The organism is Terrabacter sp. NPDC000476 (assembly GCF_040300125.1).
Classification (GTDB): domain Bacteria; phylum Actinomycetota; class Actinomycetes; order Actinomycetales; family Dermatophilaceae; genus Terrabacter.
Genome location: NZ_JBEPDF010000001.1, coordinates 116,416 through 142,093 on the forward strand (window position 1 = coordinate 116,416; position 25,678 = coordinate 142,093).

Sequence of the window (25,678 nt, forward strand, 5' to 3'; positions counted from 1 at the left end):
CGACCCCGACGGTGGCCACGGACCTCGGTCCGTGGCCACCGTCGCGTCGTCAGGCCCTTCGTCGGCGGCAGCGAACCGCCGGCGCGCTCGCGCGTAGTGCCTGGCCGCGCGCCGGCAGCGCTACGCGGGCTTGCGGCAGACGAAGATCGCGGTGCCCGGGATGACCCGCCCGCGCAGCGGCGACCAGCCGCCCCACGGCTCGTCGTGGCCCGCCGGCCACTCCGGCTCGACGAGGTCGAGCAGGACGAGCCCTGCCGCGGTGATCTCGCGCACCCGGTCACCGAGCGTGCGGTGGTGCTCGACGTACGTGGCGCGGCCCTGCTCGTCCTGCTCGACGTAGGGCGTGCGGTCGAAGTACGAGTGCCGCGCCTCGAGACCCGCCGGGCCCGGGTCGTCGGCGAAGGCCCAGCGGATCGGGTGCGTCGTGGAGAAGACGAACCGCCCGCCGGGGCGCAGCACCCGGGCGGCCTCGCGGAGCACGACGTCCGAGTCCGCCACGAACGGCACGACGCCGTATGCCGTGAACACCGTGTCGAAGCACGCGTCGGCGAAGGGGAGCGAGCGCCCGTCGCACTGGAGGAACGGCACCCGCGCGGCGGGATCGACGGCGCCGTTGACGGCCACCCCGGTGGCCACCATGCCGGCCGAGAGGTCGGAGGCCACGACCGTGGCGCCGTGGGCTGCGAGCCAGCGCGAGCACTGGCCCGAGCCGGCACCGATCTCGAGCACGCGCTGACCGTGCGGGTCGCCGAGCAGCCGGGCCTGCGCCTCGCGGAGCCGTTCCGGGCCCCAGACGAAGTCGGTGTCACCGAGGAACGAGCCGTGCTCGACGTAGTACGAGCCGGCCTCGCCGTCCCACCAGGTGCGGTTCGCCGTGGCGGTCTCGGCCGGCTGGGCGGCGCGGCGCGTGGCCTCGGTCGGGGTGCTCACGGCATACGTCCACTCTTTTGACCCGGTGTGAAGGGCGCGGATAGGATGACTGGGCGCATGCGTATGCGCATCATCACCGTTGCACCTGTCCACAAGACGATCGGGACGCCGGACCAACCGGTCCGTCGCCGCGGTGGTCTCAATCTAACTGTCCACAATCGGAGTTCCTACTACATGACTGCCAACACGGTCGAGAAGACCGCGCCTGAGATCGCCATCAACGACATCGGCTCTCAGGAAGACATCCTTGCGGCGATCGACGCCACCATCAAGGACTTCAACGACGGCGACATCGTCGAGGGTCGCATCGTCAAGGTCGACCGGGACGAGGTCCTGCTCGACATCGGCTACAAGACCGAGGGCGTCATCCCCTCGCGCGAGCTGTCCATCAAGCACGACGTCGACCCCGGCGAGATCGTCAAGGTCGGTGACGAGGTCGAGGCCCTCGTCCTCCAGAAGGAGGACAAGGAAGGCCGTCTCATCCTGTCCAAGAAGCGTGCGCAGTACGAGCGCGCCTGGGGCACGATCGAGAAGGTCAAGGAGGAGGACGGCGTCGTCACCGGCACCGTCATCGAGGTCGTCAAGGGTGGTCTCATCCTCGACATCGGCCTCCGTGGCTTCCTGCCCGCCTCGCTCGTCGAGATGCGCCGCGTGCGCGACCTCCAGCCGTACGTCGGCAAGGAGATCGAGGCCAAGATCATCGAGCTCGACAAGAACCGCAACAACGTGGTCCTGTCGCGCCGTGCCTGGCTCGAGCAGACGCAGTCCGAGGTGCGCACGACGTTCCTCAAGGAGCTCCAGAAGGGCCAGGTCCGTTCGGGCGTCGTGTCCTCGATCGTCAACTTCGGTGCGTTCGTGGACCTCGGCGGCGTCGACGGTCTCGTTCACGTCTCCGAGCTGTCGTGGAAGCACATCGACCACCCGTCCGAGGTCGTCGAGGTCGGCACCGAGGTCACCGTCGAGGTGCTCGACGTCGACATGGACCGTGAGCGTGTCTCCCTCTCGCTGAAGGCGACGCAGGAGGACCCGTGGCAGCACTTCGCCCGGACCCACGCCATCGGCCAGGTCGTCCCCGGCAAGGTCACCAAGCTCGTCCCCTTCGGTGCGTTCGTGCGCGTCGAGGACGGCATCGAGGGCCTCGTGCACATCTCCGAGCTGGCCGAGCGCCACGTGGAGCTGCCGGAGCAGGTCGTCAACGTCGGCGACGAGATCTTCGTCAAGGTCATCGACATCGACCTCGAGCGTCGCCGCATCTCGCTGTCGCTCAAGCAGGCGAACGACCAGGCCGTCGCGGCGTCGGAGTTCGACCCGACGCTCTACGGCATGGCCGCCGAGTACGACGAGCAGGGCAACTACAAGTACCCCGAGGGCTTCGACCCGGAGACGAACGAGTGGCTCGAGGGCTTCGACGCCCAGCGCGAGAAGTGGGAGCGCCAGTACGCCGACGCCCACGCCCGCTGGGAGGCCCACAAGGCCCAGGTCGACGCCGCGATCAAGGCCGACGCCGAGGCTGCCGCCAACGCCGGTTCAGCCACGTCGTACTCGTCCGCGACCGGTGACGTCGCCGACTCGGGCGACACCGACCGTGGCGAGCGCGCCCCGCGCAACGCCCCGGCCGTCGCCGAGGGCACGCTGGCCTCGGACGAGGCGCTCGCCGCGCTTCGCGAGAAGCTGACGGGCAACTGACGCCAGTCACCCCGAGCTGACCGCTCTGGAGGAGCCCCGGACCCCATGGGTCCGGGGCTCCTTCGTCGTCCTGCGGGCACCCGGACTGTTCAGACACGCGAGGAATGCTCGACACCTCAAAGCAACATCCGGTGCACCGGCCCGGCTAGGTTGGCCGGGTGCAGTCATCGGTGACCGAAACACGCAGCGCTCCACCCGACTCCGGCGGACCCCCACCGGCCGTCGGGACCCCGCCGAGGCGGTCGAGCGGTCGGGCCTGGGAGTGGACGCTCGCAGCGCTCCTGATCCTGCCCAACCTCGTGCTCCTCATCGTCTTCACCTACCGGCCGCTGCTCGACAACATCCGGCTGTCGTTCACCGACTGGAACATCTCCTCGCCCGTCGCCAACCCGGTGGGCCTCGCGAACTACGTCGAGTGGTTCGGTCGCGACGACACCCGAGTCGTCGTGCGCAACACGCTCGTCTTCACGGTCGCCACCGTGGGCATCTCGATGGCGGTCGGCCTCGGGCTGGCGCTGCTGCTCGACCAGAAGCTCAAGGGCCGCAACCTCGTGCGGTCGGTCGTCTTCGCGCCCTTCGTCATCTCCGGTGCCGCGATCGGCATCGCGTTCCAGTTCGTCTTCGACCCGAACTACGGCCTGATCCGCGACCTGCTCGTGCGCGTCGGCATCGGCGTGCCGGACTTCTACCAGGAGCCCGGCTGGGCGCTCTTCATGGTCACCGTGACCTACATCTGGAAGAACATCGGCTACACGTTCGTCATCTACCTCGCCGCGCTGCAGGGCCGGCGGGCCGACCTCGACGAGGCGGCCGAGATCGACGGCGCCTCGGCGTTCACGCGCTTCCGCCGCGTGCTGATGCCGCAGCTGCGCCCGACGACGTTCTTCCTGTCCATCACCGTGCTGCTCAGCTCGGTGCAGGTCTTCGACATCATCAACGTGATGACCCGCGGTGGGCCCCAGGGCAACGGCACCGCCACGCTCGTCTACCAGGTCTACCAGGAGACCTTCGTCAACCAGCGCGCCGGCTACGGCGCCACCGTCGCCACCGTCATGTTCGTCATCCTGCTTGCGGTCACCGTCGTGCAGGTGCGGTTCATGGACAGGGGGAAGAACGCATGAGCACGCCCACGGTCGTCGGCACCCTCGACGACGACGCCCCCGCGCCCGCGCGCCCGGGCCGCAAGCGCCGGCAGGCGCACAACGTCGAGGCCTCGAGCCACCACCGCGGCCCGGTCTGGACGGTCGCCGGCTACGCCGGCATGGTCCTCGTCGTCCTCGTCGTCGCGGTGCCGCTCTTCTGGATCCTCATCACCTCGTTCAAGGACCGCGGCGACATCTACGTGCGCCCGGCGCAGTGGTGGCCCAACCCCGCGACGACGCAGAACTACAGCGAGCTGACGACCCGCATCCCGTTCTTCGACTACGTGCGCAACTCCGTCATCATCACGGCCGCCACCTCGATCGCGAAGATCGTGCTGGGCGTGCTCAGCGCGTACGCGTTGTCGCTGCTGCGCTTCCCGGGCCGCTCGATCGTCTTCCTCGTCGTCATCGCGGCGCTCATGGTGCCCAACCAGATCACCGTCATCAGCAACTACGCCCTCGTCGCCCAGCTCGGCTGGCGCAACACCTACCAGGGCATCATCATCCCGTTGGCCGGCGTCGCCTTCGGCACGTTCCTCATGCGCAACCAGTTCCTCAACCTGCCCGGCGAGATCATCGAGGCGGCCCGCCTGGACGGCGCCGGCCCGATGAAGCTGCTGTGGCGCGTCGTCATGCCGATGTCGTGGCCGACGCTCGTGGCGTTCGCGCTCATCACCGTCGTCAACGAGTGGAACGAGTACCTCTGGCCCTACCTCATGTCGGACGACGAGACGACGGCGACGCTGCCGGTCGGCCTCACGTTCCTGCAGAACAACGACGGCGTGACGAACTGGGGGCCGGTCATGGCCGGCACGGTGCTCGCCATGCTGCCGGTGCTCGTGCTCTTCCTCTTCCTCCAGCGACAGATGATCAAGGGCCTCACGGCCGGAGCCGTCAAGAGCTGAGGCGTCCCCCGCACCATCCCGACCCCTTCGAAGCGACCTCAACCAGCACAGGGAAAGGCACCATCCATGAACGAGTTCTCACGCCGGGGCTTCCTCGGCCTCGCGGGCGTCGCCGGCGTCGCCGGCCTGGCGGCCTGCGCAGGCACCGGCACGGCGCCGTCCACCGGCAGCGGCGGCGGCTCGAGCAACACCATCGAGTTCTGGAGCAACCACCCCGGCAACAGCAAGCCCGTCGAGCAGGAGATCATCAAGGCCTTCGAGGCGGCCAACTCGGGCCTCAAGGTCAAGCTCGTCGACGCCGGCAAGAACTACGAGGAGGTCGCGCAGAAGTTCAACGCCTCCCTCGCCGGCGGGCAGCTGCCCGACGTCGTCGTCGTCTCGGACGTCACGTGGTTCAACTTCGCCCTCAACAAGCAGCTGAGCCCGCTCGACGACCTGCTGTCGTCGGCCAAGATCGAGACGACCGACTACGTCGACGCGCTCTACAACGACTACAACCTCGACGAGAAGCACTACGCGCTGCCGTTCGCCCGGTCGACGCCGCTCTTCTACTACAACAAGGACCTCTGGAAGGCCGCCGGTCTCGAGGACCGCGGCCCCAAGGACTGGGACGAGTTCCTCACGTGGGCGCCCAAGCTCAAGGCGGCCGCCGGCTCCGACAAGATCGTCATGGAGCTGCCGGACGGCTCGAACTACCTCGACTGGGTCTTCCAGAACATCGTCTGGGGCTACGGCGGTGCGTACTCCAAGGAGTGGACGCCGACCTTCTCCGACCCGAACACCGTCAAGGCCGGCACCTACCTGCAGAACCTCGCCAAGGACGGCTACCTCAAGCTGTCCAAGGACCCGGCGCCCGACTTCACCGCCGGCATCGTCGGCTGCAGCATGATGTCGACCGGGTCGCTCGGCGGCGTCGCCAAGGACGCGAAGTTCCCGGTGGGCACGGCGTTCCTGCCCGGTGACGGCAACTGCCCGACCGGGGGCGCCGGCGTCGGCATCCCCGCGAACATCTCGGACGACCGCAAGAAGAACGCGCTGAAGTTCATCGAGTTCCTGACGAACGCGCAGAACACCGTGACCTTCACCCAGGCCACCGGCTACATGCCGGTGCGCAAGTCGGCCGTCGACCTGCCGGCCGAGAAGACCTTCCTCGAGAAGAACCCCAACTCGCGCACGGCCATCGAGCAGCTGGCCAAGACCCGGTCGCAGGACAACGTCCGAGTGCTCCTGCCCGGTGGCGGCGCGCGCATCGGCAAGGGCCTCGACCAGATCGTGTCGGGCCAGGACGTCGCGACCGTCTTCAAGGGCCTCGACGCCGAGAGCCAGCAGGTCTTCGACTCGCAGATCAAGAGCAAGCTCGGCGCCTGAGGCGCCGCACGACCCCGGGCGTCGACGTGCCCGGGGTCGTGCCCCCACCACGTTCGGCACGACAGCAAAGGGCATCCATGGCCACCGTGTACTTCGACGAGGCGACTCGTCGGTTCTCCAAGGACGACACCCCGGCGGTCGACCGGATCACCCTCGACATCGCCGACGGCGAGTTCCTCGTGCTCGTCGGCCCCTCCGGCTGCGGCAAGTCGACGACGCTGCGCATGCTGGCCGGCCTCGAGCCGATCGACGGCGGGCGCATCCTCGTCGACGGGCACGACCAGAAGGGCGTGCGACCCCGCGACCGCGACATCGCCATGGTCTTCCAGAGCTACGCCCTCTACCCCAACATGACGGCCGCGCAGAACATGGCCTTCGCGCTCGACAACGCCAAGGTGAGCAAGTCCGAGACGAAGCAGCGCGTGGCCGAGGCTGCGAAGATCCTCGAGCTCGAGCAGCTGCTCGACCGCAAGCCCGGCCAGATGTCTGGTGGCCAGCGCCAGCGCGTCGCCATGGGCCGCGCCATCGTGCGCAACCCCAAGGTGTTCTGCATGGACGAGCCGCTCAGCAACCTCGACGCCAAGCTGCGCGTCTCGACCCGCTCGCAGATCGCCGGCCTCCAGCGCCGCCTCGGCATCACGACCGTCTACGTCACGCACGACCAGGTCGAGGCGATGACGATGGGCCACCGCGTGGCCGTGCTGCGCGACGGCAAGCTGCAGCAGGTGGACACCCCGGAGCGGCTCTACGACCGCCCCGTCAACACCTTCGTCGCCTCGTTCATCGGCTCGCCCGCGATCACGCTCGTCGAGTCGGGCGTGCGCGAGGGTGTGGCGAGCGTGCACGGCCTCGACGTGCCCCTCGACCGCGGTCTCGCGAGCCGCGCGGGGGAGCGGGTCGTCGTCGGCCTGCGCCCCGAGTCCTGGCACGTCGCGGAGTCGGCCACCGACGGCTCGGCCCTGCCGCTCACCGTCGAGCTCGTCGAGTCGCTCGGCGCCGAGTCGTTCGTCTACGGCCGCCCGACCGGTGCGCCCGACGCCGAGCGCGTGACGGTCCGCCTCGACAAGCGCACCCACCTCACGGTGGGCGACACGGTGCACGTGCAGCCGAACCGCGACGAGCTCCACCTCTTCGACGCCGCCTCGGGCGAGCGGATCGAGGCCTGAGCGTGGGAGGTCGACCCGGCCCCTGGGCCACCGGCCGCTTCGACGTCGAGGGCCACCGCGGTGCCAAGGGGCTCGTCGTCGAGAACACCCTCGAGAGCTTCGCCGCGGCCTACGACGCCGGGGTCACCGGCGTCGAGCTCGACGTCCGGATGACCGCCGACGGCGCCGTCGTCGTCTGGCACGACCCGGTGCTGCTCCCGGGCAAGTGCCTGCCGACCGGGCCCGACCTCGTCGGGGCGCGGGTGGCCGACCTCACCCTCGCGCAGCTGCGCACCGTCGACGTCGGCAGCCAGACCCTGCCGGGCTTCCCCGAGCAGCAGGCCGCCCCGGGGGCGCGCATCTCCACGCTCGACGAGGTGCTCGCGCACGGGCGCGAGCGCGCGCCCCACGTGTGGTGGACCGTCGAGCTCAAGGTCAACCCGACCGACCCGGCCGAGTCGGCCACGCGTCGTGACCTGCTCGAGCGCGTGCTCGCCAGCCTGCACGCGGCCGGCCTCGAGCGGCAGTGCCTCATCCACTCGTTCGACTGGGCCGTGCTCGAGCTCTCCGCGCAGCTGGCGCCCGACGTGCTCCGCTCGGCCCTCGTCGAGTCGACCGTGACGTGGGCGCCGGGGAGTCCGCTCACCGGCAGCGTGCGGGTGGGGGAGACCCACGACGACGTGTGCGAGGGCGCTGCCGCGGTCGGCGCCAGGGTCATCTCGCCGGAGCACGTCCTCGTCGACGCGGACTTCGTCGCGCGCGCGCACGCCGCCGGGCTGGCCGTGCTGCCGTGGACGGTCAACGACCCGGCGCGCATGGTCGAGCTCGTCGAGGCCGGCGTGGACGGCATCGTCTCCGACTACCCGGACCGGGCCCTCGCCACCGTCGCCGGCCTGACGCCCGTCGGGGCCTGAGGCGACCCGCGGGACCGACCGTCGCCGCACCGCGCGGGCCCGGACCGACCGGTCCGGGCCCGCGCCCCTCCGGAGGGTGCGCGCGCTGCTCGTGCCAGACTCGAGCCTGCGCACCTGCCGCGCCCCGTCGCACGTCCTGGGGGAAGCGAAGGGGTGGGGACCCCTGAACCCCACCCTTTGGCTGGAACCACGTTCCAGCGAAACCATGATCTGTCCGAAAGGTACCGATGTCAACCGACCGGCCGTACGACAACACGTCGCGTGCGGAGGCCGCCCTCGCCACCCGGCGACGGATCGTCGAGGCGGCGGGCGCCCTGCTGCTCGCCGAGGGGTACCACGCGATGTCGGTCACCGGTCTCGCGGCGCGGGCGGGGGTGAGCGCCCAGACCGTCTACAACGCCGTCGGTCCCAAGGCCGCGGTCGTCAAGGCCGTCTACGACGTCATGCTCGCGGGCGACGACGAGCCCGTCCCGATGCAGGACCGCCCGGAGTTCCGCACGATGTCGCAGGCGCCCGACCGCCCGTCGTTCGTGCGCGCGTACGCGGCGCTCTGCGCGACGATCTACGAGCGCGTCGGCCCGCTCCTCGGGGTGCTGCTCGCCCAGGGCGCCGGTGGCGACACCGGGCTGCAGGACTTCGTCGCGACGATCGACCGTGAGCGGCGCGCGGGCAACACCAACGCGCTCGCCGCGCTCGAGCGGGCCCACGGGCTGCCGGGGCACTTCGACCGGGAGCGCTTCCTCGACGTGTGCTGGACGCTGAGCGCCCCCGAGATCTACGACCGCCTCGTGCGCCGCTGCGGCTGGACGCACCCGATGTATGCCGCCTGGCTCGCCGACGCCCTCGTCGCGACCTTCGAGCGCTCCTGCCCGTCCACGACCCCCACCGAGGAGTAGACCGATGCCCCGACAGATCGCCACGAACACCGACGTCGACCGGGAGGCCCTGCTCGACTTCGTGCGCCCGCGCCACTCGATGGTGCTCATGACCGAGCGCTCCGACGGCCGCCCGCAGGCCTCGCCCGTCACCGGCGGCGTCGACGAGCAGGGTCGCATCGTCATCTCGACGTACCCGGAGCGCGCCAAGACGACGAACGCCCGCCGGCGCCCGCAGGTCAGCGTCCTTGTGCTCTCCGACGACTTCGGCGGCGCCTGGGTGCAGGTCGACGGCGACTGCGAGGTCATCGACCTGCCCGACTCGGTCGAGCCGCTCGTCGACTACTTCCGCGCCATCTCGGGCGAGCACCCCGACTGGGACGAGTACCGCCAGGCCATGCGCGACCAGGGCAAGTCCCTCCTTCGCGTGACCCCGACCCGCTGGGGCCCGATCGCGACCGGCGGCTTCCCGGCCCGTCTGGCCTGAGGCCACCCGTGCTGCGCGTCGGGGTCACGGGGGGCATCGGGTCGGGCAAGTCGACGGTGTCACGCCGGCTCGCCGAGCTCGGCGCGCACGTCGTGGACGCCGACGCGGTCGCGCGCGAGGTCGTCGAGCCGGGGGAGCCGACGCTGCAGCGCATCCGGGAACGCTTCGGCGAGGGCACGGTGCGGGGCGACGGCACCCTCGACCGGGCTGCCCTCGCAGCGATCGTCTTCCCCGACCGCGACGCGCTCGACGCGCTCGACGCGATCACGGGCCCGGCCATCGCGGCCCGGGCCGCGCTGCGCCGCCGCGAGGCGCCGGGCGACGGCGTCTCCGTCTACGACATGCCGCTCCTCGTCGAGCGCGGCCTCTGGGTGCACGAGCACCTGGCCGTCGTCGTCGAGGCCGACGTCGAGACGCGCGTGCGCCGGCTCGTCGGTCAGCGCGGTCTCGGAGAGGACGACGCCCGCCACCGCATCGCCGCCCAGGCCACCGACGCGCAGCGCCGGGCGGTGGCCGACGTCCTGCTCGACAACTCCGGCACGCCCGAGCAGCTCGTGGAGGCCGTCGATGCGCTGTGGCACGAGCGTCTTCGGCCGTATGCCGGCAACCTCGCGAGCGCGTCCCGCGCGCGCCGCCCCGACCTCGCCGCCGACGTCGTCGTCGAGCCACGCACCGACTGGGAGGCCCGCGCCGAGAGGGTCGTGGCCCGACTCGCCGCCGCGCTCGGACCGACGCACGTCGTCACCGAGGTCTCGCACGTCGGGTCGACGTCGGTGCCCGGCCTGCTCGCCAAGGACGTCATCGACGTGCAGGTGGGGGTGCGCCGGCTGGAGGACGCCGACCGCGACGACGTGCGCGCGGCGTTCGCCGCCGGCGGCTACGTCTTCTCGCACGGCAACCACGAGGACACCCCGCACCCGAGTGGGGCCGACCCGGCCGACTGGGCCAAGCGCTTCCTCGGCGGGTGCGACCCGGGCAACCACGTCCACGTGCACGTGCGCGAGAAGGACTCTCCCGGATGGCGTTTCGCGCTGCTCTTCCGCGACTGGCTGCGTCACGAGCCCGCCGAGCGGGACACCTACGCGCAGGAGAAGCGCCGGCTGCTCGGGCTGCACGCCACGACGTCCGGCTACGTCGAGGCGAAGGAGCCGTGGTTCGAGGGGGCCTGGCAGCGGGCGACGGCGTGGGCCGAGCGCACCGGCTGGTCGCCGCGGTAGGACGCACCCGGCATACGGGCGGGGTGGTCGGTGTTGTGGGTGTCATGCGTGGTGAGTACAAGGTTCCCGGTGGCAAGCTCGTGGCGGTCGACGTCGAGGAGGTGGACGGGCGGCTGGCGCGGGTCAGCGTCTCGGGCGACTTCTTCCTCGAGCCCGACGAGGCGCTCGACGACATCAACGCCGCCCTGACCGGCATGCCGGTGGAGGCGGGCGTCGAGCAGCTCGCCGGGGCGGTGACGGGCGCGCTGGCCGACGACGTGTCGCTCATCGGCTTCACCGCCGAGTCGATCGGCATCGCGATCCGGCGCGCGCTCGGCAAGGCGACGGGGTGGGACGACCACGTCTTCGACGTCATCCCCGCCCGCGTGCTCGACCCTGCGCTGCACGTCGCGCTCGACGAGGTCATCGGGCGCGAGGTCGCGGCGGGGGAGCGGCCCCCCACGCTGCGCTTCTGGGACTGGGACAGCCCGCTCGTCGTCATCGGCTCCTTCCAGTCGGTGCGCAACGAGGTCGACCCCGAGGGGGCGCAGCGTCACGGGATCGACGTCGTGCGCCGGGTCTCGGGCGGCGGGGCGATGTTCATGGAGCCCGGCAACACGATCACCTACTCCCTAGTCGTGCCGACCTCGCTCGTCGAGGGCCTCAGCTTCGAGCGCTCCTACTCCTTCCTCGACGAGTGGGTCATCGAGGCGCTCGCCGACATCGGCGTGCGGGCGCACTTCGTGCCGCTCAACGACATCGCGAGCGAGAAGGGCAAGATCGGCGGCGCCGCGCAGAAGCGCTTCGCGGCCGGCGCCGTGCTGCACCACGTGACGATGGCCTACGACATCGACGCCGACAAGATGCTCGAGGTGCTGCGGATCGGCCGCGAGAAGATGAGCGACAAGGGCACGAAGTCGGCCAACAAGCGGGTCGACCCGATGCGATCGCAGACCGGCATGACGCGCGACGCCATCCTCGAGTCGTTCGCCGCGACCTTCGCACGGCGCTACCGCTCGACCCTTGCGGACTACACGCCGGCCGAGCTCGAGGCGGCCCAGCGCCTCGTCGACGAGAAGTTCGCGACGGCGGGCTGGACGCACCGGGTGCCGTGAACCGGGCGGTGTCGAGGACGGCGCGTCGGCTCCGACGTCCCGGGTGAGGCGGCAGACTGGCCGCTCACGACCCGAAGGGACAGCCCGATGAAGTACGTCATCCTCATCCACTCGAACCCGCAGCCCTGGGGGCACCCGACCGGCAATTTCGTCGCCGAGGCGCAGGCCCGGCCGCAGGACGAGCGCGACGCCGGGGGCGCGGCGTTCGACGCGATGCTCGAGGAGCTCAGCAAGAGCGGCGAGCTCAAGGGCGGTGAGGCGCTCGGCGACCCCACGTCGGCGCGGATCTACCGGTGGGCCGAGAGCGGCACGGTCGCGACGGACGGGCCGTACGCCGAGAGCAAGGAGCACCTCGCCGGCTTCTTCCTCATCGACGTGGCCTCGCGCGAGCGGGCCGAGGAGCTGGCCCCGAGCTTCGCGGGCCCCGGCGACACCGTCGAACTGCGCCCGGCCTACGTCTGGGACGAGCCCGAGGGCTGACGGACCGCCCGGCGCGGGCGGCCCGTCACAGCCAGAGGGCCTGCCGCACGGCCACCACCAGGGCCGGCGCCAAGGGCAGGCGCGGGACGAGCGTGGCCCCAACAGCGTGGTAGAGGTCGGCCTTGCCCGCCCACACCGTGTCGGTCGGGGTGTTGTGCTCGTCGAGCTGGTGGTGCCACGAGCCGTGCTCGTCGTCGACGAGCACGCGCTGGACGTGGTCCCACCACGCTGCGTAGCGGTCGGCGTAGGCCCGCCGCCCGGTACGCCGGTGCAGGGCCGCGGCCGTCGCGGTGGCCTCGGCAGCCACCCAGTGCATCCGGTCGCGCACGACCGGTCGGCCCGACCAGTCCGTCGTGTAGACGAAGCCGGGGGCCCCGTCGACGTCCCAGCCGTCGGCGACCGCGCGGTCGAAGAGCGCCTCGGCGGCCGAGAGCATGGCGGGCGGCGCGGGCTCGCCGGCGGCGACGAGCGCCGCCTCGCCGTGCAGGAGCAGCCGGGCCCACTCGAGGCCGTGGCCGATCGTCGCGCCGTAGGGCTTGAACGGGTCGTCGGGCCGGTCGGCGTGGTGCTCGAGCTGGACCTGCCAGTCAGCGTCGAAGTGCTCCGGCACACGCCAGTCGTTCGCACCCGCCCAGGCGGCCACGCGGTCGAGGATGCCGACGGCGCGCCGCCGGCAGGTGGCTGCAGCGGCCGGGTCGCCGAGCACGTGGGCGAGCACGTCGGACGCCGCGAGCATCGCCTCGGTCGTGTGCATCGCGGCGTTGATGCCGCGGTAGCCGTCGAGCTCGGAGAAGGCGGTGTCCCACGTGTCGACCGGCAGCTGCTCGTCGGCGTCCCAGAAGTGCTCGTCGAAGACGGCGAGCGCCTCAGGCAGCAGCCGGACCGCCCCGGGGCGCTCGGCCGCCGTGGCGCTCGCGGCCGCGAGCACGACGAAGGCGTGGTCGTAGCACGCCTTGCCCTCGGCCGGGCGGCCGTCGGCGTCGAGCGACGGGAACCACCCGCCGTGCCCGGTGTCGCGCAGCGGGCCGGTGAGGCCCGCGAGCGCGGCGTCGGCGACCGGCCCGGCACCCGGCACCCCGAGCAGGGCGCCGAGGGAGTAGACGTGCACCATCCGGGCCGTGATCCAGGTGTGCAGCCCCCGCTCGGGCACCGGCGCGCCGGTGTCGTCGAGCCAGGCCGCCCCGCCTCCCGGCACGGCGCACCGGGAGCCGAAGGCGAGCAGCGACCGGCAGTGCTCGTCGAGCCAGGCCCGGTGCGTCGGCTGCCGCACCCAGGGCACCGGCCCGCTCTCGGGGACGGACCCGCTCATGGGCTCGGGCGGCGCGGCGTTCACGGGCACATGGTGGCACGGGATGGGCGCTGTCGGTGGAGCGACGTACGGTTGAGCCATGCGCCCCACGACCGACCTCCAGCGGACGGTGGCACCCTTCGAGGTGATCTCCGAGTACACCCCGAGCGGTGACCAGCCGACCGCGATCTCCGAGCTGGCCAAGCGGGTCAGGGCGGGCGAGACCGACACCGTGCTGCTCGGTGCGACCGGCACCGGCAAGTCGGCCACGACCGCCTGGCTCATCGAGCAGGTTCAGCGGCCGACCCTCGTCATGGCGCCGAACAAGACGCTCGCCGCGCAGCTCGCCAACGAGTTCCGCGAGCTGCTGCCCAACAACGCCGTCGAGTACTTCGTCAGCTACTACGACTACTACCAGCCCGAGGCGTACATCCCGCAGACCGACACCTACATCGAGAAGGACAGCTCGGTCAACGACGAGGTCGAGCGACTGCGGCACTCGGCGACGAACTCCCTGCTGACCCGACGTGACGTCATCGTCGTCGCGTCCGTGTCCTGCATCTACGGCCTCGGCACGCCGCAGGAGTACGTCGACCGGATGGCGCGGCTCAAGGTCGGGCAGGAGGTCGTCCGCGACGACCTGCTGCGCCGGTTCGTCGAGATGCAGTACACGCGCAACGACCTCGCCTTCACGCGCGGCACGTTCCGGGTCCGCGGCGACACCGTCGAGATCATCCCGGTCTACGAGGAGCTGGCGATCCGCATCGAGTTCTTCGGTGACGAGATCGAGCGCATCTACACCCTGCACCCGGTGACCGGCGAGGTCGTCGCCGAGGAGCAGGAGATGTACGTCTTCCCCGCCTCGCACTACGTCGCCGGCCCCGAGCGCATGGAGCGCGCCATCCGCGGCATCGAGCTCGAGCTCGAGGACCAGCTCGCGCTGTTCGAGAAGCAGGGCAAGCTGCTCGAGGCCCAGCGCCTGCGCATGCGCACGACCTACGACCTCGAGATGATGCGCCAGGTCGGCTTCTGCAACGGCATCGAGAACTACAGCCGCCACATCGACGGGCGCACCTCCGGCTCCGCGCCGAACTGCCTCCTCGACTACTTCCCCGAGGACTTCCTCCTCGTGCTCGACGAGTCGCACCAGACGGTGCCGCAGATCGGCGCCATGTACGAGGGCGACATGTCGCGCAAGCGGATGCTCGTCGAGCACGGCTTCCGGCTCCCGAGCGCCATGGACAACCGGCCGCTGAAGTGGGAGGAGTTCCTCGAGCGCATCGGGCAGACCATCTACCTCTCGGCGACGCCGGGGGAGTACGAGCTGGCGAAGTCGGGCCCGCCCGTCGAGCAGATCATCCGGCCCACCGGGCTCGTCGACCCCGAGGTCGTGCTCAAGCCCACGAAGGGCCAGATCGACGACCTCATGCACGAGATCCAGGAGCGCACCAAGCGCAACGAGCGCGTCCTCGTCACCACCCTGACGAAGAAGATGGCCGAGGACCTCACCGACTACCTCCTCGACAAGGGCATCCGGGTCCGCTACCTGCACAGCGACATCGACACCCTGCGCCGCGTCGAGCTGCTCCGCGAGCTGCGCACGGGCGTCTTCGACGTGCTCGTCGGCATCAACCTGCTCCGTGAGGGCCTCGACCTGCCCGAGGTCTCGCTCGTGGCGATCCTCGACGCCGACAAGGAGGGCTTCCTGCGCTCGGCGCGCTCCCTCATCCAGACGATCGGTCGCGCGGCGCGCAACGTGTCGGGCCAGGTCCACATGTATGCCGACAAGATGACCCCGTCGATGGAGCAGGCCCTCGACGAGACGAACCGGCGCCGCGAGAAGCAGATCGCCTACAACCTCGAGCACGGCATCGACCCGACGCCGCTGCGCAAGAAGATCGCCGACATCACCGACCTGCTCGAGCGCGAGGACGCCGACACGCAGGAGCTGCTCGGCTCGGGACGCATGCAGTCGCGTGGCAAGAGCGGCGCGGGGCGGGGCGCGATGGCCGCCGACGTGGGCGTGTCCGCCGGTGGTCGGGCCGAGCGGCCTGCCGACATGGCGGCAGCCGACCTCGCGGGGCTCATCCAGGAGCTCACGACGCAGATGCACCAGGCTGCGGCCGAGCTGCACTTCGAGCTGGCCGCCCGCCTGCGCGACGAGATCGGCGACCTGAAGAAGGAGCTGCGCCAGATGAGCGCGGCCACCCGCTGACGGTCCACCGAGCCGGACGACACGAGGAGCCGCACCCGGCCGGGTGCGGCTCCTCGTGGTCGCGACGGGTCAGCTCCTGGGCGAGGACTGCACGGCGGACTTCCACACGGCGACGCTCTTCGGCAGCGTCGGCGAGGGGGCGGCCTTCGAGCCGGCCGAGCCGCCGGCGGGCTTGGGCAGCAGGTTCCACGGGCCCAGGGCGCCGTTGTCGTTCTCGAAGTAGGCGACGGCCCGCACGTTGCGGCCGGCGTCGAAGAGCGACACGGCGTCCTTGAGGAACTTCGCGCGGCCGGCGTCGCTCAGCGTGTTGCGAGCGCCGAGCTCACCGACGACCAGACCCTTGCCCTTGGACTTCGCGGCGGCGATGACCGGGCTGATGACGGTGGCGGCCGAGTCGGCGGTGGCGTCGCTCTTGCCCCACTGGTAGATGTCCGCGCCGAGGGCGTCGACGTTCGTGAGGTCGAAGTCGAACCACGTCGTCCACGGCACGTTGCCCGGGGCGGAGACCGCATAGCGGTTGCTCATGTAGGTCGTGCCCATGAGGAGGGGCGCGAAGCGGACGTTGGTGGGGGCATACGTCGTCTTGAGCTTGGCGAGGCGCATCTGGGCCTGCTGCCAGGCGGCGACGGTGAAGCCGTCGTTCTCCGGCTCGTGGGCGAAGGAGAACCAGATCCAGCGGTCCCGCGGGGCGGTCTTGAGGATCTGGACGAAGGCCGCGTCGTAGGCCCCGCGGTTGACGCCGGCGACGTCCGAGCCGAGGTTGATGTAGACGGGGATCTTGGCGTCGTCGACGTACGTGGGGATGAGCCCGCCGCGCCACGTCGTCGTGAAGCGGTTGGGCCAGAGACGCATGAAACCGGGCTTGCCGAAGGCCGCGACGGCCTGGTCGTAGGCGCCCTGCGGCGTCTGCCCGGCGGTCTTCCACCAGCCACCGGCGTTGATGCCGTAGCGGACGCGTCCGCTCGTGGCGTCGGCCGCCTGGGCGGGCCCGACGAGGGGGAGGACGACCGCGGTCGCCAGAGCGGCGCTGACGACGGATCGGCGGGTGATGACAGGCATGGGGGAACCACCTAGAGGGACGGTGGGCGACAGGGGTCGCCCGCAGGGGAAACGGAGCGCGCCGACCCGGTGGGGGCTCTCACGACCGGTGGGACCGGATGGCGCAAGACGGACTGTAAGGGAGCAATCGGACAAAAAAGAAGAAAATCGCAATATCACAACAAGACGTCCTAAAGCGCGGCGGGTCCCTGTCACTTTGGGGCGCATCTGCGGTGGCGCGGTGCGTGGCTGGATCCGCATCCGCGGCTGCCGTCGCGGACGGCGAGGACCGATCCGCAAGGAACCTGCAAGATCTGGACCGTGTCCGGTGTGATGATGCGTGATCGGTGGGACGGGTGTGGCGACCGCGTGTGACGCAGATCACGCCTCTCGGGTGGCGTTCGGAGCGCCACGGGGCGGGACGGATTTGAGCACCGGGGTGCCGAGTGGGAGACTCGGGCGTTCGCGGAGGGGAGTATCCCCGACCACGACGGGCTCGTCATCACGGAGTGGACCCACCGCCGCTCCCGGTCCCGTCGGTCCGGCCATCGGCGCCGGGCGGGAGAGACCTCCGGTTGCTGATCGGTGACCGGAAGGTTGTGCCCATGAACGTTCCCACCTGGGGCTGGTTCCTGACGATCGGTCTGATGGCGGTGTTCCTCGCCGTCGACGTGTTCGTCATCGCCCGGCGTCCCCACGTACCGTCCATGGCCGAGGCCGGGAGGCACCTCGCCTTCTTCGTCGGCCTGGCCGTGCTCTTCGGCCTGTTCGTCTGGTTCGAGTGGGGTGGTCAGTACGCCGGCGAGTTCTACGCCGGGTGGCTGACCGAGTACTCGCTGTCGGTCGACAACCTCTTCGTCTTCCTGCTCATCATGGCGAGCTTCAAGGTGCCCCAGAAGCTGCAGCAGTCGGCCCTCATGGTCGGCATCGTCATCGCCATCGTGCTGCGCGGCATCTTCATCGCCCTCGGCGCGGTCGTCATCAACGCGTACGCCTGGGTCTTCTACATCTTCGGCGCGTTTCTCATCTACACGGCCGTCAAGCTGGCCACCGAGGGCGAGAGCGACGACGACGAGTACCACGAGAACCGGCTGCTGCTCTGGATCGAGAAGCGCTTCCCGGCCACCAAGGAGTGGAACGGCACGCGCCTGACCGTCATCGAGAACGGCAAGCGGCTCATCACCCCGATGCTCATCGTCATCCTCGCGCTCGGCACGACGGACCTGCTCTTCGCGCTCGACTCGATCCCGGCCATCTACGGCCTGACGAAGGAGCCCTTCCTCGTCCTCACGGCGAACATCTTCGCCCTGATGGGCCTGCGCCAGCTCTACTTCCTCATCGGCGGCCTGCTCAAGAAGCTCGTCTACCTCAGCATCGGCCTCTCCGTGCTGCTCGCCTTCATCGGCGTCAAGCTCGTGCTGCACGCGCTGCACGAGAACAACCTGCCGTTCCTCAACGGCGGCCAGCCGATCGAGGGCGTGCCCGACATCCCGATCCTCGTCTCGCTCGGCGCGATCGTGCTGATCCTCGGGGTGACGACGGTCGCCAGCCTCTGGAAGTCCAAGCGCGACGCGCGCCTCGAGGGTGCGGACGCCGGGGCCGACGAGTCCGTCGCGAGCTGACCTCAGCGCACCCGGTGGGCGACGAGCCAACCGGCCAGCGCGGGTAGCGCCATGACGGCGAACACCGCGACGTAGGCATCCGGCACCGCGGCTCCCGCGGCGGTGAAGACGATCGCCGACACGGCGATGGCCGTCGCGGCGCCGGATGAGTCGCCGATCTGCAGGGCCGAGCTGACGAACCCCTGCTCGGTGCTCCCGGCGCGCCCGAGCGCCTGGGCCGTGACGCGCGGGTAGAGGGTGCCGATGCCGAGGCCGAGCACCGGGAAGATGGCGATGACGACCCACGTCGGCACGTCCGTGGCGACGGCGACGGCGAGGCCGGCCAGGGTCAGCGTGATCGCGGCGAGCGAGATGGATGCCGTGCGGCCGATCTCGAAGCGCCGGTCCCACCGGCCCTGCACCCACGACCCGGCGAACCAGGTGACTCCGGTGATGGTGAGCGCGATGCCGGCGAGGCTCGGGCTGAGGCCGTCGCGCTCGGTGAGCAGTCGGGGGAGGTAGACCTCGGCGCCGCTGAAGGCCGCGAAGGCGAGCGCCCGCAGCAGCACGTCGGTCGGCAGGCCGCGGGCGGCCCGGAGCGTGCCGCGCGGCGTCAGCGGCAGGAGGGTCAGGCACACGACGACGAGGGCGGAGACCGCGAGCCCGACGCCGATGGCGTCGAGCCGGTCGGCGACCGCGTTGAGGGCCAGCACGGCGACGGCGAGCAGCACGGATGCCGCGATCGAGCGCCGTCGCCACGGCACGTCGACGAGCTCCTGGCGCAGGCCCGTGACGATGCGGCCGAGCAGGACCGCGGCCACGACGAGCACGATGACGGCGAGGCCGAAGACCCAGCGCCAGCCGATCGTCTGGGCGATGAGTCCGGCGACGAAGGGCCCGACGATCGAGGGCACGACCCAGGCGGCCGAGAAGCCCGCGAGGATGGCCGTGTGCAACCGCACGGGGTAGACCCGCGTGACGAGCACGTAGAGGGCGGTGCTCGTCATGCCCGCCCCGAGGCCCTGCACGACCCGGGCGCCGACGAGCACCTCCATCGTCGGCGAGAGGCCGGCGCCGACGAGACCGAGGGCGAAGAGGGCGAGGCCGAGGAGGAGCGGTGGCCGCGGACCGCGCCGGTCGGCGAGGTTGCCCGACCAGACGATGCTGACGATGCCGGCGGCCAGGGTCGCGGTGAACGCCATGGCGTAGAGGGCGGCCCCGTCGAGCTCGCGGGCGATCGTCGGCATCACCGTCGTCAGCGCCATCGCCTCGAACGCGTGGAGCGAGACGAGGGCGATGACGCCGACCGTGGTCGCGCGCAGGGCCGGGGACAGCAGCCCGCCGCCGGCGTCAGCGGGCTCGGTGGTCATCGCTGGTGGCGCTGACTTCGCGGGGTGCGCGGGCTCGTGGCCCACGGTGGGGGACGTCATCCGGCGACGGTAGGACTTCAGGTCCACCTGAGGTCAAGGCCGCTGCGCGACCCCGGCTCGAGGGTCCGCGACCCCGGCTCGACGGCCGCGACGTCACCCGGGACCCAGGGCGGCCTCGGGCGGCCCGGCCGAGCGGCGCGCGCCGAGGACGATGACGCTGGCGAGCACGACGAGCGCCATGCCGGCGACCTGGCGCGTGTCGAGCACCTGCCCGAGCACGAGGAGGCCGGCCAGCGCGGCGACGGCGGGCTCGAGGCTGAGGAGGATCCCGAAGACGTGCTGGGCCAGGTGCCGCAGCGCCATCAGCTCGAGCGAGTAGGGCAGCACCGACGACAGCACCGCGATGCCGAGGCCGAGGGCGACGTCGCGCGGGGTCCAGTGGCCGATCGACGGCAGCCCGAGCGGGGTGACGGCGACGGTCGAGACCACGAGCGCGAGGGCGAGGCCGTCGAGCCCGGCGAAGGCGCGGCCCGTGCGCTGGCTCAGCACGATGTAGGCCGCCCACATGACGCCGGCGAGTGCGGCGAACCCCACCCCGACGAGGTCGAGCCGTTGCAGCGAGGTCTCCAACACCCCGGAGACGAGCACGACCCCGAGCGCCGCGGCCGCGACGGCGGCGAGGTCGCGCGGCCGCCGGCTGAGCGCGGCGGCGAGACCGAGCGGGCCGAGGAACTCGATCGTCACGGCGACGCCGATGGGCAGGTGTGCGAGCGAGGCGTAGAACGAGGTGTTCATGGCCGCGAGCGCCAGCCCGAAGAGCAGCACGGTGAGCCACTCGGAGCGGGTGCGCCCGCGCCACGAGGGGCGCGCGACCGCGACGAGCACGACCATCGCGAAGAGGAGGCGCAGCAGCACCGAGCCGGGCGCGCCGATGCGCGGCACGAGCGTCGCGGCGAGGGCTCCGCCGAACTGCACCGAGACGACGCCCCCGAGCACGAGCAGGGGAGCGGTGCGGCGGTCGACCGTCACGGCATCGGCAGTCGCCCGGCCGCGACGAGGGTGGCGACGCGCTCGTCCGGCAGGTCTTCCTCGACGAGCACGCCGCCGGTCTCCGACGCGTGCACCATTCGTCCGGGACGCACGACGATGCCGACGTGGTGGATCCGGCGGCCGGGGCGGGCGAAGAAGTAGAGGTCGCCCGGCTCGACGGCATCGAGGGCGACCGGCTCGGCGACCTCCGCCTGCGCGTAGGCGTCACGAGCCACGACGATGCCGAGGCGGCGCCAGGCGTGCAGCACGAGGCCCGAGCAGTCGAAGCCGAGGGGCGTGAGGCCGGACCACAGGTAGGGCAGGCCGATGTGCCGCCGCGCCTCGGCGACGGCGGGGTGCACGCCGGAGTCGTCGGCCTCGTCGGTGGTCGTGTCGGCCGGAGCCGGGTCCGTGACGACGGCGCCGCCGGAGCCCTCGTCGCCCTCGTCGCCCTCGACGTGCTCGACGGGGGTGAGGTGTGCCGTGGGCACCCAGCCCGGGTAGCCGCGCGCGTCCTTGGGGGAGGCCTGCCACGGCGCGACGACGTGCGACCAGGCGCCCGTCGCGTCGGTCTCCGTGACGACGACCGGCTCCCCGGCGACGAGCTGCGTCTCGACGCGTCCGTGCAGGCCGAGGCGCCCGTCGCCGGACTCGTCGTCACGGCCACGGGGGTCCTTCGCGTCGTGCGCGTCGAGCGCCGCCAGCCAGGCGACGGCATCCGGCTGCTCGGCGACGGCCGGGGCGTCGACAGGGCGCGGGCTCGTCGGGCTCGTCCAGACGGTCGTCACGGGGACGCGGACGCGGTGGGTGGCGATGACGGCGACAGGCGTGCTCACGCCCGTCATCCTCGCACCCGGGACGCGTCCCGTTGCAGCCGGTCAGGTCGTGGGCGACAGGGCCGCTGCACGCCGGCTGGGAGGTGGCTGTCTCTTCGCTCACGAAACGGTGGGAACGGGCCTCGAGCCATGGTCAACCGGCATCCGCGGGTCGTACCGTCGAAGCATGGACGAGCGAGTGACCGAGCGTGTGACGCTCGAGGGTTTCAACCCCCCGAAGAACCGTCGTCACGGCCCTGACGGCGACATCGTCGACCTGCAGGGCTGGCTGCGCGCCCCGGTCGACTGGACCGGCGGACCGCTGCTCGAGCGCGCCTGGCGCCAGCGCCACGGGCGGTCACGCCTCGGCGTCGGCCTCTCGGTCGCGAACAACCCGCGGCGGCACATCCTGCTGACGAACGTGCCGCCCGAGACCGACTTCCTCTGCGAGGAGCTCACGGCCCTCATCGCCGAGCTCGAGCCGGACAGCGCTGGGCGCCTCGAGGAGGCCCAAGGAGCCTGACCGGCGCGGGTTTGTTGCGTTTTGCCCGATCCCACAGCGGACTCTGGCTAGCATCGGGCCCGCCGCGGCGGACCTGCTGACGGCGACCGTCGCCGAACAGGACCCACCGTCATGCGCCTTCTCGCGCGCGCCCTCGCCGTCACCGTCTCCCTGACGATGGCGGTGACGCTAGTCGTCCCTACCGCGACCGCCGAACCCGTGCCGGCGACGCTCCGGGCCCAGGTCGTCTCGCCCGTCGGCGAGGGCCGCGTCCTGTCCGGCATGCAGCCGGTGGTCCTGCGCGTCACTGCGACCGGCGGGGTCACCCCCGGCGTGGCGGCGGTCACCGTCAGCTCTCTCAACGAACCCACGATCGCGCGCACCGGCAGCCTCCGAGTCGCGCCGGGGTGCGCACACACGTGCGACGTGACGGTAATGGTCGACACCCTGTCCTGGATGGACCGTGGCCCGGAGCCCGGCCCCGGCGACACCATGCTGCCCGACGGACCCGCCACGATGTCCGTGGTGCTGGAGGGTACGACGACCAGCGGGTCGCTCGTCCGGACGACCGTCGCGGCCGGTGCGATCGACGTCGACAACCACCGGCCACAGCTCTGGGTCGGCAGCGACGACCAGTACCTCCAGGAGCCGGTCGTCGGGGCCGACCCGATTCCCGTGGACGCCGTCCTGACGCCCGTCGCGGACGGCGCCGGCCGGCTCCAGGCGACCGTCACGGGCGCCGGCGTCTCCCGGACCACCCAGTTCGCCGGCACGCCGCTCGACGGCAACCACCAGTCCCGTGTCCTCGGCAGCATCCCCACGACGGGGCTGCCGACCGGGCGGTACACCCTTCGCTTCATCGCGTTCGACGACCTCGGCACCCCGTCCGTCGCCGTGACGCGTGAGCTGGTGCGATACAGCGGCCCGCAGGTGCGTGCCAGCCGACTCGTGGCCCAGCAGCCCTCCGACGCGAACGGGTGGAAGGGTGGCATCGCCGAGGTCACCCTGAGCGTGGGGCCCGACTGGTCACCGTTCCAGCCCAAGAGGGTCGAGGTCTTCCTCGACGGCGCCACGACGCCCGCAGGCACCATGACGTACTTCCCCCGAGTCGACTACTGCACCGTCAACCCCGCCGGCTCCGAGGTGTGCCCATCGACGGTCAAGGTCAACGTGCCGCTCAGCACCCCTGCCGTGAACGACGGGATCTACGACTACGGCGCACCGATGAGCGCCGGGGTCCACCGTGTCGTCGCTCGGTACACGGAGGCGACGGGCTTCCAGGACTGGCGGGGCGACTCACGGACGGCCACCGCCGAGACGACCTCCACCCTCGCCTCCGCGGGTGTCACGGCGACGACGACCGTCAACGGGCCTGTCGTCCAGAACGCGTCGGGCTCCCTTGCCTTCACGCTGGTTTCCACGTCCGGCACGGGTGTGGCGGCCCCGCAGGTGCGGACGTGGAAGGTGGCGGTGGTCGGTGGAAGGACGCTTGCCTCGGGAGCGTGCGCCGGCGCCTCGTGCCTGACCGTCAAGGGCTCGGTGTCCTTGACGTCCCTGGTCGGCGGCTACCGGGGGATCGTGCCCGACTTCCACCTCGTTCCCGTGATGCTCACCTCGACCGACAGTGTCGGGGTGGTGCGGACCACGACCCTCGAGATCCCTGTCGACCCTGCCGTCCGCACCGCGGTGGTGGCGCCGACTTCGGGGGTCGCCGGGAGCACGGCGTCCCTGACCGTGACGGTGCAGCAGCTGAACAACGAGATGCTGCCCGGCATCCCCCTCGTGCTCCAGACCCGCACCGTCGGTTCCTCGGTCTGGCGGACCGTCACGTCCACGCGGACGACGTCCTCAGGCATCGTCCGGGTGCCTGTCGCCCTGAAGGACAACGCCGTGTGGCGCAGCGTCGTCCCCGCGCGGCCGAGCTGGAACGGTGGTGCCACGTCGGCCGAGGTCTCCACGAAGGTGGCGGCCCGGGTCACGGTCTCTGGCGTTCCCGGTCGTGGATCAGCCGGACGCCTCTATCCGGTCAAGGCGACCGTCTACCCCGTGTCTGCGGGGCGTCGGATGGCGGTGCAGGTCCGCGCCGTCAAGGCGTCGGGCAGCGCGGTCCCGTGGCGGACCGTCGCGCGGCCGATCACGAACCGCTCTGGTCAGATCAGCACGGCCCTGAAGTTCACGAGGGGCACCTGGCAGGTTCGGATCGTCGCCGAAGCCACGAGCACCAGCTCGCCCGGAGCCTCGACGACGCTGACGAGCAAGGTGTCCTGACAGCTGGATCCCGCGCCTCTGCCCCCAGTCGGCTACGGGTCCGCGAGGATGGGCCGATGAGTGACATGCCGGTCGCTCTCGACCTGGTCGAGAGGCTGCGCAGCTGGACGCCTCGCTCCGCCGGCGATGACACCCACGTCGATGCGGTCGAGGAGCCGCACCCCCAGACGAACGTGGGCGTACGCGAGGTCTTCCGCACGTGTCCGTGACCGCCTGGATGGCTCTCCTCGGGGCGCGTCGGGCGCGGGTGCGCGGAGCCCTGGGGCGACGGACCACGGCCATGGCAGCCGGTGGGGCGCTGCTCCTGCTGCCCGGCTGCGGCCAGGCCTCCGGGCCCACGCCCGGGAGCACGGTCGACGCCGTGGCGTGCCCGGGCGCCGGGCCCGTCAAGGCCTCGGAACTGGCACGGCTCGCGCCGTGCGACCTGTCCGGCATGCAGATCGTCGTCGACGTCGGGTCCTTCACCGAGGTCGGTGGCGCGGTGCAGAACCGCGACGAGTGCAGCTCCGCCGGGGAGGGCCCGAGCGTCGTCATCTGCACCTTCGCGTCGCCGGTCGGCACGGGCGGCTTCGTGGGTGACGGGCCGGACCGCGTGTACTTCGGGACGGAGGATGCGATCGCCCGGGTGAAGACGCATACGCCGGGATGACGACGTGCGTCAGGGTGGCGCCATGGTGCTGACGGTCGAGGTCTCGAACTGGGAGCTCGAGGAGAGCGGCCGCATCGTGCGCGTCGGCGACGACGTGCGGCTCTGGCTCACCTTCGAGGAGGCAGCGCGACGGTTTCCGGGAACGCTGCCGGCCAGCGTGCTTCGCGGCCTCGCCGTTCCTCTGGCGAGCTGGCCGGGCGCCGAACTCGGACGCCACCCGACCCGGATCGACGTCGAGGGCGGCGCCCTGTACTGGGATGCTCCGGAGCTCGTCAGTGGTCCGATCGAAGCGGTGGGCACCATCCGCTCCGACACCGTCGATGCTCCGGACGGTCTTCCGGAGACGTCAGGCGTCGTGCGCCGGGTCCGCATGGTCTGGGCGGACGTCAGGTGGGCCCGGACGGCGGCCCCGTCGTCACCGCAACGCGCCATGAGGACGTGGCCTCGACGTACCTCCCCCGTCGGCGGGCGGCCCGTCCGGCAGGCGAGGCGGCAGTCGATCGGCGATGGGCCGGCGTCCTCATGGACCTCGAGACCGCCGGCGCTCGCTAGGTGGCGGTGCCCGCGCTGGTACGGGGGTGATCGGTGCGCGGAGGGTGGGCAGACCCCGGATCCGTGGACAGGGACCTCACGAAGGTAGGCGTGACCACCCGTACACCT

The 25,678-nt window shown here is 71.4% G+C and carries 23 protein-coding genes; 17 read left to right on the forward strand and 6 right to left on the reverse strand.

Annotated features, from left to right (window positions below; genetic code table 11):
* Positions 1–120 precede the first annotated feature (120 nt).
* Positions 121–930: a class I SAM-dependent methyltransferase gene (locus ABT295_RS00525; protein ID WP_352392474.1), complete on the reverse strand. Its 810-nt coding sequence runs from the start codon at positions 928–930 to the stop codon at positions 121–123.
* 174 nt (positions 931–1,104) lie between these two features.
* Here ABT295_RS00525 and rpsA point away from each other — a divergent pair, with 174 nt between their 5' ends.
* The 11 genes from rpsA (at position 1,105) to ABT295_RS00580 (ending at position 12,243) form a co-directional block, all read left to right on the forward strand.
* On the forward strand, positions 1,105–2,616 hold the full coding sequence (gene rpsA, locus ABT295_RS00530) for a 30S ribosomal protein S1 (protein WP_352392475.1): 1,512 nt from the start codon (positions 1,105–1,107) through the stop codon (positions 2,614–2,616).
* 170 nt (positions 2,617–2,786) lie between these two features.
* Entirely contained in the window at positions 2,787–3,737 is a 951-nt protein-coding gene (locus ABT295_RS00535) for a carbohydrate ABC transporter permease (protein WP_352392476.1), read from the forward strand.
* Positions 3,734–4,663: a carbohydrate ABC transporter permease gene (locus ABT295_RS00540; protein WP_352392477.1), complete on the forward strand. Its 930-nt coding sequence runs from the start codon at positions 3,734–3,736 to the stop codon at positions 4,661–4,663. The genes ABT295_RS00535 and ABT295_RS00540 overlap by 4 nt, the downstream gene beginning before the upstream one ends.
* Before the next feature lie 66 nt (positions 4,664–4,729).
* Positions 4,730–6,031: an ABC transporter substrate-binding protein gene (locus tag ABT295_RS00545; RefSeq protein ID WP_352392478.1), complete on the forward strand. Its 1,302-nt coding sequence runs from the start codon at positions 4,730–4,732 to the stop codon at positions 6,029–6,031.
* Between the two features lie 77 nt (positions 6,032–6,108).
* Complete coding sequence (locus ABT295_RS00550) at positions 6,109–7,197, forward strand: ABC transporter ATP-binding protein (protein WP_352392479.1); 1,089 nt, start codon at positions 6,109–6,111, stop codon at positions 7,195–7,197.
* A 2-nt stretch (positions 7,198–7,199) separates the two neighbouring features.
* Positions 7,200–8,090, forward strand: a complete 891-nt coding sequence (locus ABT295_RS00555; protein ID WP_352392480.1) for a glycerophosphodiester phosphodiesterase family protein — start codon at positions 7,200–7,202, stop codon at positions 8,088–8,090.
* A 227-nt stretch (positions 8,091–8,317) separates the two neighbouring features.
* Positions 8,318–8,986 carry a TetR/AcrR family transcriptional regulator gene (locus tag ABT295_RS00560; RefSeq protein ID WP_352392481.1) on the forward strand — a complete coding sequence of 223 codons (669 nt, stop codon included), beginning with the start codon at positions 8,318–8,320 and terminating at the stop codon, positions 8,984–8,986.
* 4 nt (positions 8,987–8,990) lie between these two features.
* Complete coding sequence (locus tag ABT295_RS00565; protein WP_352392482.1) at positions 8,991–9,452, forward strand: PPOX class F420-dependent oxidoreductase; 462 nt, start codon at positions 8,991–8,993, stop codon at positions 9,450–9,452.
* A gap of 8 nt (positions 9,453–9,460) precedes the next feature.
* Positions 9,461–10,669, forward strand: coding sequence for a dephospho-CoA kinase (gene coaE / locus ABT295_RS00570; protein ID WP_352392483.1), 1,209 nt, complete (start codon positions 9,461–9,463; stop codon positions 10,667–10,669).
* Positions 10,670–10,713: 44 nt separating this feature from the next.
* A complete protein-coding gene (lplAB, locus tag ABT295_RS00575; RefSeq protein ID WP_352392484.1) occupies positions 10,714–11,763 on the forward strand; it encodes a lipoate-protein ligase LplAB in 1,050 nt (349 codons plus the stop codon).
* Between the two features lie 87 nt (positions 11,764–11,850).
* Entirely contained in the window at positions 11,851–12,243 is a 393-nt protein-coding gene (locus ABT295_RS00580) for a YciI family protein (protein WP_352392485.1), read from the forward strand.
* Positions 12,244–12,268: 25 nt separating this feature from the next.
* Here ABT295_RS00580 and ABT295_RS00585 read toward each other — a convergent pair whose 3' ends face one another.
* Positions 12,269–13,576 (reverse strand): AGE family epimerase/isomerase, encoded by a 1,308-nt coding sequence (locus ABT295_RS00585; RefSeq protein WP_352392486.1) that lies wholly within the window; start codon positions 13,574–13,576, stop codon positions 12,269–12,271.
* A 55-nt stretch (positions 13,577–13,631) separates the two neighbouring features.
* Here ABT295_RS00585 and uvrB point away from each other — a divergent pair, with 55 nt between their 5' ends.
* Positions 13,632–15,746, forward strand: a complete 2,115-nt coding sequence (uvrB, locus tag ABT295_RS00590) for an excinuclease ABC subunit UvrB (protein ID WP_352392487.1) — start codon at positions 13,632–13,634, stop codon at positions 15,744–15,746.
* A gap of 69 nt (positions 15,747–15,815) precedes the next feature.
* On the opposite strand, the gene ABT295_RS00595 is transcribed toward uvrB, so the two are convergent.
* Positions 15,816–16,805 carry a hypothetical protein gene (locus ABT295_RS00595; protein ID WP_352392488.1) on the reverse strand — a complete coding sequence of 330 codons (990 nt, stop codon included), beginning with the start codon at positions 16,803–16,805 and terminating at the stop codon, positions 15,816–15,818.
* 584 nt (positions 16,806–17,389) lie between these two features.
* Here ABT295_RS00595 and ABT295_RS00600 point away from each other — a divergent pair.
* Entirely contained in the window at positions 17,390–18,406 is a 1,017-nt protein-coding gene (locus ABT295_RS00600) for a TerC family protein (protein ID WP_352392489.1), read from the forward strand.
* A 2-nt stretch (positions 18,407–18,408) separates the two neighbouring features.
* Here ABT295_RS00600 and ABT295_RS00605 read toward each other — a convergent pair whose 3' ends face one another.
* The 3 genes from ABT295_RS00605 to ABT295_RS00615 all read right to left on the reverse strand — a co-directional run bounded on the left by ABT295_RS00605 (position 18,409) and on the right by ABT295_RS00615 (position 21,620).
* Positions 18,409–19,815, reverse strand: a complete 1,407-nt coding sequence (locus ABT295_RS00605; protein WP_352392490.1) for an MFS transporter — start codon at positions 19,813–19,815, stop codon at positions 18,409–18,411.
* Positions 19,816–19,908: 93 nt separating this feature from the next.
* Positions 19,909–20,784, reverse strand: a complete 876-nt coding sequence (locus ABT295_RS00610; protein WP_352392491.1) for an EamA family transporter — start codon at positions 20,782–20,784, stop codon at positions 19,909–19,911.
* On the reverse strand, positions 20,781–21,620 hold the full coding sequence (locus ABT295_RS00615; RefSeq protein ID WP_352392492.1) for a C40 family peptidase: 840 nt from the start codon (positions 21,618–21,620) through the stop codon (positions 20,781–20,783). The genes ABT295_RS00610 and ABT295_RS00615 overlap by 4 nt, the downstream gene beginning before the upstream one ends.
* 166 nt (positions 21,621–21,786) lie before the next feature.
* On the opposite strand from ABT295_RS00615, the gene ABT295_RS00620 reads away from it, so the two are divergent.
* The 4 genes from ABT295_RS00620 to ABT295_RS00635 all read left to right on the forward strand — a co-directional run bounded on the left by ABT295_RS00620 (position 21,787) and on the right by ABT295_RS00635 (position 25,018).
* On the forward strand, positions 21,787–22,122 hold the full coding sequence (locus ABT295_RS00620; protein ID WP_352392493.1) for a hypothetical protein: 336 nt from the start codon (positions 21,787–21,789) through the stop codon (positions 22,120–22,122).
* Positions 22,123–22,233: 111 nt separating this feature from the next.
* Positions 22,234–24,369: a hypothetical protein gene (locus ABT295_RS00625; protein ID WP_352392494.1), complete on the forward strand. Its 2,136-nt coding sequence runs from the start codon at positions 22,234–22,236 to the stop codon at positions 24,367–24,369.
* A gap of 56 nt (positions 24,370–24,425) precedes the next feature.
* On the forward strand, positions 24,426–24,578 hold the full coding sequence (locus tag ABT295_RS00630) for a hypothetical protein (RefSeq protein WP_352392495.1): 153 nt from the start codon (positions 24,426–24,428) through the stop codon (positions 24,576–24,578).
* 71 nt (positions 24,579–24,649) lie between these two features.
* A complete protein-coding gene (locus tag ABT295_RS00635) occupies positions 24,650–25,018 on the forward strand; it encodes a hypothetical protein (RefSeq protein ID WP_352392496.1) in 369 nt (122 codons plus the stop codon).
* Positions 25,019–25,678 lie beyond the last annotated feature (660 nt).

Bases quoted from the DNA above. Each gene is read 5' to 3' on its own strand.
- rpsA (WP_352392475.1), top strand. From the start codon at position 1,105: ATGACTGCCAACACGGTCGAGAAGACCGCGCCTGAGATCGCCATCAAC.
- ABT295_RS00540 (WP_352392477.1), top strand. From the start codon at position 3,734: ATGAGCACGCCCACGGTCGTCGGCACCCTCGACGACGACGCCCCCGCG.
- ABT295_RS00545 (WP_352392478.1), top strand. From the start codon at position 4,730: ATGAACGAGTTCTCACGCCGGGGCTTCCTCGGCCTCGCGGGCGTCGCC.
- ABT295_RS00550 (WP_352392479.1), top strand. From the start codon at position 6,109: ATGGCCACCGTGTACTTCGACGAGGCGACTCGTCGGTTCTCCAAGGAC.
- ABT295_RS00560 (WP_352392481.1), top strand. From the start codon at position 8,318: ATGTCAACCGACCGGCCGTACGACAACACGTCGCGTGCGGAGGCCGCC.
- ABT295_RS00565 (WP_352392482.1), top strand. From the start codon at position 8,991: ATGCCCCGACAGATCGCCACGAACACCGACGTCGACCGGGAGGCCCTG.
- lplAB (WP_352392484.1), top strand. From the start codon at position 10,714: ATGCGTGGTGAGTACAAGGTTCCCGGTGGCAAGCTCGTGGCGGTCGAC.
- ABT295_RS00580 (WP_352392485.1), top strand. From the start codon at position 11,851: ATGAAGTACGTCATCCTCATCCACTCGAACCCGCAGCCCTGGGGGCAC.
- uvrB (WP_352392487.1), top strand. From the start codon at position 13,632: ATGCGCCCCACGACCGACCTCCAGCGGACGGTGGCACCCTTCGAGGTG.
- ABT295_RS00595 (WP_352392488.1), bottom strand. From the start codon at position 16,805: ATGCCTGTCATCACCCGCCGATCCGTCGTCAGCGCCGCTCTGGCGACC.
- ABT295_RS00600 (WP_352392489.1), top strand. From the start codon at position 17,390: ATGAACGTTCCCACCTGGGGCTGGTTCCTGACGATCGGTCTGATGGCG.
- ABT295_RS00605 (WP_352392490.1), bottom strand. From the start codon at position 19,815: ATGACGTCCCCCACCGTGGGCCACGAGCCCGCGCACCCCGCGAAGTCA.
- ABT295_RS00620 (WP_352392493.1), top strand. From the start codon at position 21,787: ATGGACGAGCGAGTGACCGAGCGTGTGACGCTCGAGGGTTTCAACCCC.
- ABT295_RS00625 (WP_352392494.1), top strand. From the start codon at position 22,234: ATGCGCCTTCTCGCGCGCGCCCTCGCCGTCACCGTCTCCCTGACGATG.
- ABT295_RS00630 (WP_352392495.1), top strand. From the start codon at position 24,426: ATGAGTGACATGCCGGTCGCTCTCGACCTGGTCGAGAGGCTGCGCAGC.
- ABT295_RS00635 (WP_352392496.1), top strand. From the start codon at position 24,650: ATGGCAGCCGGTGGGGCGCTGCTCCTGCTGCCCGGCTGCGGCCAGGCC.